Source organism: Ensifer sp. Root142 (genome assembly GCF_001426785.1).
Lineage (GTDB): Bacteria > Pseudomonadota > Alphaproteobacteria > Rhizobiales > Rhizobiaceae > Ensifer > Ensifer canadensis.
The window spans coordinates 1-4,990 of sequence record NZ_LMFK01000039.1 but is presented as its reverse complement, the minus strand read 5'-3'; the positions used below and the strand labels follow the sequence as shown (position 1 = coordinate 4,990).

At 60.3% G+C, this 4,990-nt stretch carries 2 protein-coding genes and 2 pseudogenes; 2 read left to right on the top strand and 2 right to left on the bottom strand.

Annotation, left to right across the window (positions count from 1 at the left end):
- Nucleotides 1-108: 108 nt before the first annotated feature.
- Entirely contained in the window at nucleotides 109-483 is a 375-nt protein-coding gene (locus tag ASD52_RS28540) for a transposase (protein ID WP_244497538.1), read from the top strand.
- Nucleotides 484-898: 415 nt separating this feature from the next.
- Nucleotides 899-2,494, top strand: a complete 1,596-nt coding sequence (locus ASD52_RS28530) for an IS66 family transposase (RefSeq protein ID WP_057226395.1) — start codon at nucleotides 899-901, stop codon at nucleotides 2,492-2,494.
- Between the two features lie 106 nt (nucleotides 2,495-2,600).
- Here ASD52_RS28530 and ASD52_RS28525 read toward each other — a convergent pair.
- Together ASD52_RS28525 and ASD52_RS28520 are read right to left on the bottom strand one after the other, a co-directional pair.
- Nucleotides 2,601-4,448 (bottom strand): annotated as a pseudogene (locus tag ASD52_RS28525) (DotA/TraY family protein); the annotation flags it as partial.
- Nucleotides 4,449-4,561: 113 nt separating this feature from the next.
- Nucleotides 4,562-4,990 (bottom strand): annotated as a pseudogene (locus tag ASD52_RS28520) (hypothetical protein); the annotation flags it as partial.

Below are 4,990 nucleotides of genomic sequence, written 5' to 3'. Positions count from 1 at the left end.
GGTCTTAAGCATCGCAGTCTCCTCAGATTAGGTGGTTGATCGGACGACCACTCATTCTGCAAAAAAACGGCGGCCGTGATCCAGCCCATGGGATCTATGAGCGACAGTGTGAATCAGGCTCGTGCCTTTGAGGTTCTGACGGCGACACCAATACGGACGAGGCGCACGCCACGAGATTGGCCGGATGCTGAGAAGGCACGGCTGATTGCGGAGACAATGCTGCCGGGGGCGAATGTATCAGCGATCGCCCGCGCTGAGGGGCTAGATCCCTCGCAGCTTTACGGCTGGCGTCGCAAGGCCTTGGCCTCGGGATCGGTGGTGCCCCTTTCGAAAGAGGCTCATGAAAGGGTTAGTTTCGCGCGCGTCGAAGCTGTTGCAAGTTCGCCGGTGGAGATCGTCATGGGTGACGTCGTGGTGCGCGTGGCCGGAGATATCGAGCCGGATCATCTTGCCAAGATCCTACGGGCGGTGCGCAAGGCATGATTGCGTCTGGCGTTGTCGTTTACGTCTCCTGCCAACCGGTCGACTTTCGCAAGGGAGCGGCTTCGTTGATGGCTTTGGTCAGGGATGGCGGTCTCGATCCTTTCAATAGCGCCCTTTACGTGTTCCGTTCCAAGCGGAAGGACCGTGTCCGGATCGTGTGGTGGGATGGCAGCGGGGTCTGTCTCTATTCGAAAGTTATCGAAGGAAATGGCTTTTGCTGGCCGGCAGCGACGGCGGCGCGCATCCGTCTGGATCATGCCCAGCTCATGGCCCTACTGGCCGGAATGGATTGGAAGAGGATCCGCCCGGCGACAATCAGGAGGCCGCTTTCGACGGGCTGAACCCATCCAAGAAATCCCACGCATGTTACTGTAAACGCTAGGAAAAGATCACAATTCGTGATCTCCTTCCTGCTATGACGTTCTCTGCTTCGGACCTTCCTGACGACGTTGATGCACTCAAGGCGATGATCGTCGCCATGAGCGCAGAAGGCGCCGCTGCCCGAGCGGAGATCACCCGGCTTGAGGCGCTCAAGAAGGATACGGACGAGCGGATAGCCACTCTCACTGCGATTGTGAAAGTGCTTGAGCGGGCTCAGAAAGGCACGCGCTCGGAACGGCTGCGACTGGGGATCAACGACGATCAGATCGACTTTGCGTTCGAGGAAGTCGAGACCGGCCTGGCAGCGATCGACAGCGAGCTCGACCAGTCACGGAAAGACAAGCAGAAGCGGGAAGCACGCCCGCGCAAGGGCTTTGCCGCCCATCTCGAGCGCATCGAGGAGGTCATCGAGCCTGAAATCCCCGAAGAATGCCGAGGTCTGGAAAAGGTTTTGATTGGCGAAGACCGATCCGAGCGGCTCGATGTCATCCCACCGAAGTTTAGGGTCATCGTTACCCGCCGGCCGAAATACGCATTCAGAGGGCGTGACGGTGTGCTGCAGGCTCTAGCGCCTGGCCATATCATCGAAGCCGGGCTGCCGAGCGAACGGCTCCTGGCTTACATCGCCGTGTCCAAATATGCCGACGGCCTTCCGCTCTACCGTCAGGAAACAATCTACCTGCGCGATAGCGTGACGCTGAGCCGCTCCTTGATGGCTCAATGGATGGGACATCTCGGCTTCGAGCTCAAGATCCTGGCCGATTACATCCTGGAGAAAATCAAGGCAGGTGAAAGGGTCTTTGCCGACGAAACGACATTGCCGACCCTGGTGCCTGGTTCGGGAAAAACAATGACGGCATGGCTGTGGGCCTATGCACGTGATGATCGGCCGTTCGGGGGATCAGGGCCACCAATGGTCGCCTATAGATTTGAAGACAGCAGAGGTGGGCGCTGTGTGGCCCGTCACCTGAGCGGCTTCAACGGCATTCTCCAGGTTGATGGGCACGGCGCCTATACGAGCATGGTCAAAGAGCAGGTCAAGGCCGGCAGCAACGAAACCATCACGTTGGCAGGGTGCTGGGCGCATGTCAGGCGCAAATTCTACGAACTGCATATCGGTGGTATCAATCACGCCGCGACAGCCTCGGTGAAGGCGATGAGCGAGTTGTGGAAGGTCGAGGACGAGATCCGGGGAAAGGATGCCAACCTCCGTGCTGCCGCACGAGAGCGGTCTGCGGCCATTGTCGCCAACCTTTTTGACATCTGGGAAAAGGAGCTGGCGAAGGTCTCTGGCAAGTCCAAAACCGCGGAAGCGATCCGCTATGCAATGACCCGCCGACAATCTCTGGAACGCTTTCTCGGTGACGGCCGCATCGAGATCGACTCCAATATCGTCGAGCGCGCAATCCGTCCCCAAACGATCACACGGAAGAATAGTCTATTTGCCGGAAGCGAAGGCGGTGGCAACACATGGGCCACGATCGCCACGCTTTTGCAGACAGCTAAAATGAACAACGTCGATCCGCTCGCCTGGCTGACACAGACCTTAGTTCGCATGGCCAACGGATGGCCCGCGCAGGATATCGACGCTCCGATGCCGTGGAACTTCGAGTCGAGCGTGGTCGGCTAACCGCTTACGGTCAAGGTGACGATCGAGGCAGACATGTGCGGCAGTCCCGCCAGCCCGCAGGCCACTGCCAGCCCAAGTCCAGCCGTCGTCCAGATCATAAGTTTCTTCATTTCGATTTTCCTCCGGTCATGAGCGTTCCGATACCAGTCTTGGGCAACATGCCGCGTCCGGCAACAGCCAGCATTCCGCCGAATGCACCGGAGACGAGCCCGGATTCGCCATACGACGTGCCTTGACCGAGCCAGTTCAGTACACGATCGGGAAGAGCCCAAATCTGGCCGTAGGTTTTGAGGCAGACGAACCAGACCATATAAGTCTGCATGAGGGTCAGGAGCAGATAGCCCGGAAGCCCGACGACATGGCCACCCGACTGGGCGAGGAACGCGGTCGCCCAAAGACGATCGATCATTCCGAGTACAGGGTTGAACGCACCGTAGGCCGCGAAAACCGCGAGAGCGGCCAGCGCCGGCCGAAGAAAGATATTGACCGCAGCAAGCAATCCGAGCCTGACGCTGTCCCCTGCGAACTCATCACTGCCATCCAATTTGAGCCACCGAAGGCACCAGACAGGCAGGGCAATCATCGCCTCCATCAGGGCGGATAGCAGGGCGACGCCCGATGCAATCATGAACAGGAACGGCATGAACGGGATGACGTAAGCCCGCAGCGCCCCAATGATCCACACAGGGATGATGACGAACTTCGACCAGTCCAGGAAATAGTTGACCGCGGATGCCCCGAAGAATTCCAGAACCTTGTTGCCCGCAACACCAGCGATTACACCGCCGGCGGCAATGGCGGCGGACACGCCCGCCAGCATTGCATGCCCAGAGGAAATCAGTGCACCCATCTCGTCGCGTTCCTCTCGGCTATCGGCAGGAGTCGCGGCCCATTCGATGATCGAACGGGAAATCGGCGCGATGATTTTGGTGGCGAGGTCAGCGGTCTCGTCGCCGGCCGATGCAAAATCGTTGGCGCTCAAAGCCTGCCGTTCAGCCTCCCCCGACACCTGCAACCGAAGTGCGGCGAATGCCTTCTGGATCGCCTCCTCGAAATCGCCGTCTACGCGCGGCGGGGTATCCTCGGGCCGTTCGTTGGTCATTGACGTCGTGATGTCGGAGACCTGCGCCAAGGTTCGCCAGTATATGCCGGTCGTAAGGAACCCCTGTCTACGGGCATCCTCGACAAGCGCGTCGCGGGAACCTGCTGCGACGGTTTTGGCCTCCTCTTTTGCTGCGGCTGTTATCGCCTGGTCGTAGGCAGCGCCCATCGAGCGGATGGTCTGGACAAGATCGGGCGACAGGACCTTGGACGAAACGGCGTTTGCCGCCGCGCCCGCGGAGGACAGTCCTGAGGTTTCCGCGGCAAGGCGTGCGTATCCGCCTGCCGCCGTCCGGAAGGTAACCACGAACGCCTTAATCGCCTCGCGCCGAGCCTTGGAAAATGATGGGCGATCGTCGAGGGCAGTGAGGGAGAACTGACCGCATGTCGGACCATAAGCCCATGTGTGGCGGCGCTCGGACCCGAAGATGCCTGTACCCGTTTCAGCACCCTCTCGATCGGGCAGGCGCGCCTGCCATCCCCAGAGACTGCCGGCCTGATTGTAGACCGCCGCGCAGACTTCGTGTTGCAGCACCATCATGGCGATGCTCGACCCGTTCGAGGACGCCGGCATTATCGTAACGCCGTCTTTTACGACGCCGGTGATGCCGGTATTGGAGATGGCGTTGCCGAGATTAATGCCCGCCCGCGCGATGACGTCCCGGAGTACGAAATGGACGCTGGAGAATCCTGTCTGCGGCATAGGGGCCAGGAGGCCGAGACCGAGGACAATCCGCAGAGGCATCCATATGTGATGCCACCGCTCGCCAAGCGCCTGCCCCGTGCGGGCCGAGGCGACTATGCCCTGCACGAACTGTAACGCGACGGCAAGCCCGCCGAGGAAGAAGAGGGTCGATGTGAAGACCTAGAGCACGCGGCCGTACATTGTCGTCGCTTCGCTCGGAAGCACGGCATTGACGATCTGCCAAGCAATGTCCGTTGATGGTGGTTCCGCGAGCAGATCGATCATTTCAGACCTCCAGGTCCCTTTGGGCCATCTGCTCCGTCCAGACCGTGAGGCGTGACGTCATTCTTCGCCGCCGCGTTCGAATCGCGCTTGTCGAGGCCGAGCGCCGTCTTTTCGGCCTCGGTCAAGACTACGGGGACGACCGGCAAGGCCAGCCGAGGAGACGGACGAGGCTTTGCCGCCGTTCCCGCCGATCCGGTCTTCCCCGCGCTCCCCTTGTCATCGCCGCCGTTGCCGGAATTCGTGTCGGCGTCGGTGGACACGGGCGCGATTTCGAATGCGGCAACGCTCCTGGGTTCGTCTTTCTCGTCAAGGAGCGTCTGGCCGATCGTATCCATCCGAGCAGGGCCGCAGGATTTTGGGCGCCGCGCGTGGTAACGTCGGTTCATGGAGATCGATGAGGACAGGATCGACGATGCCGTTCTGGC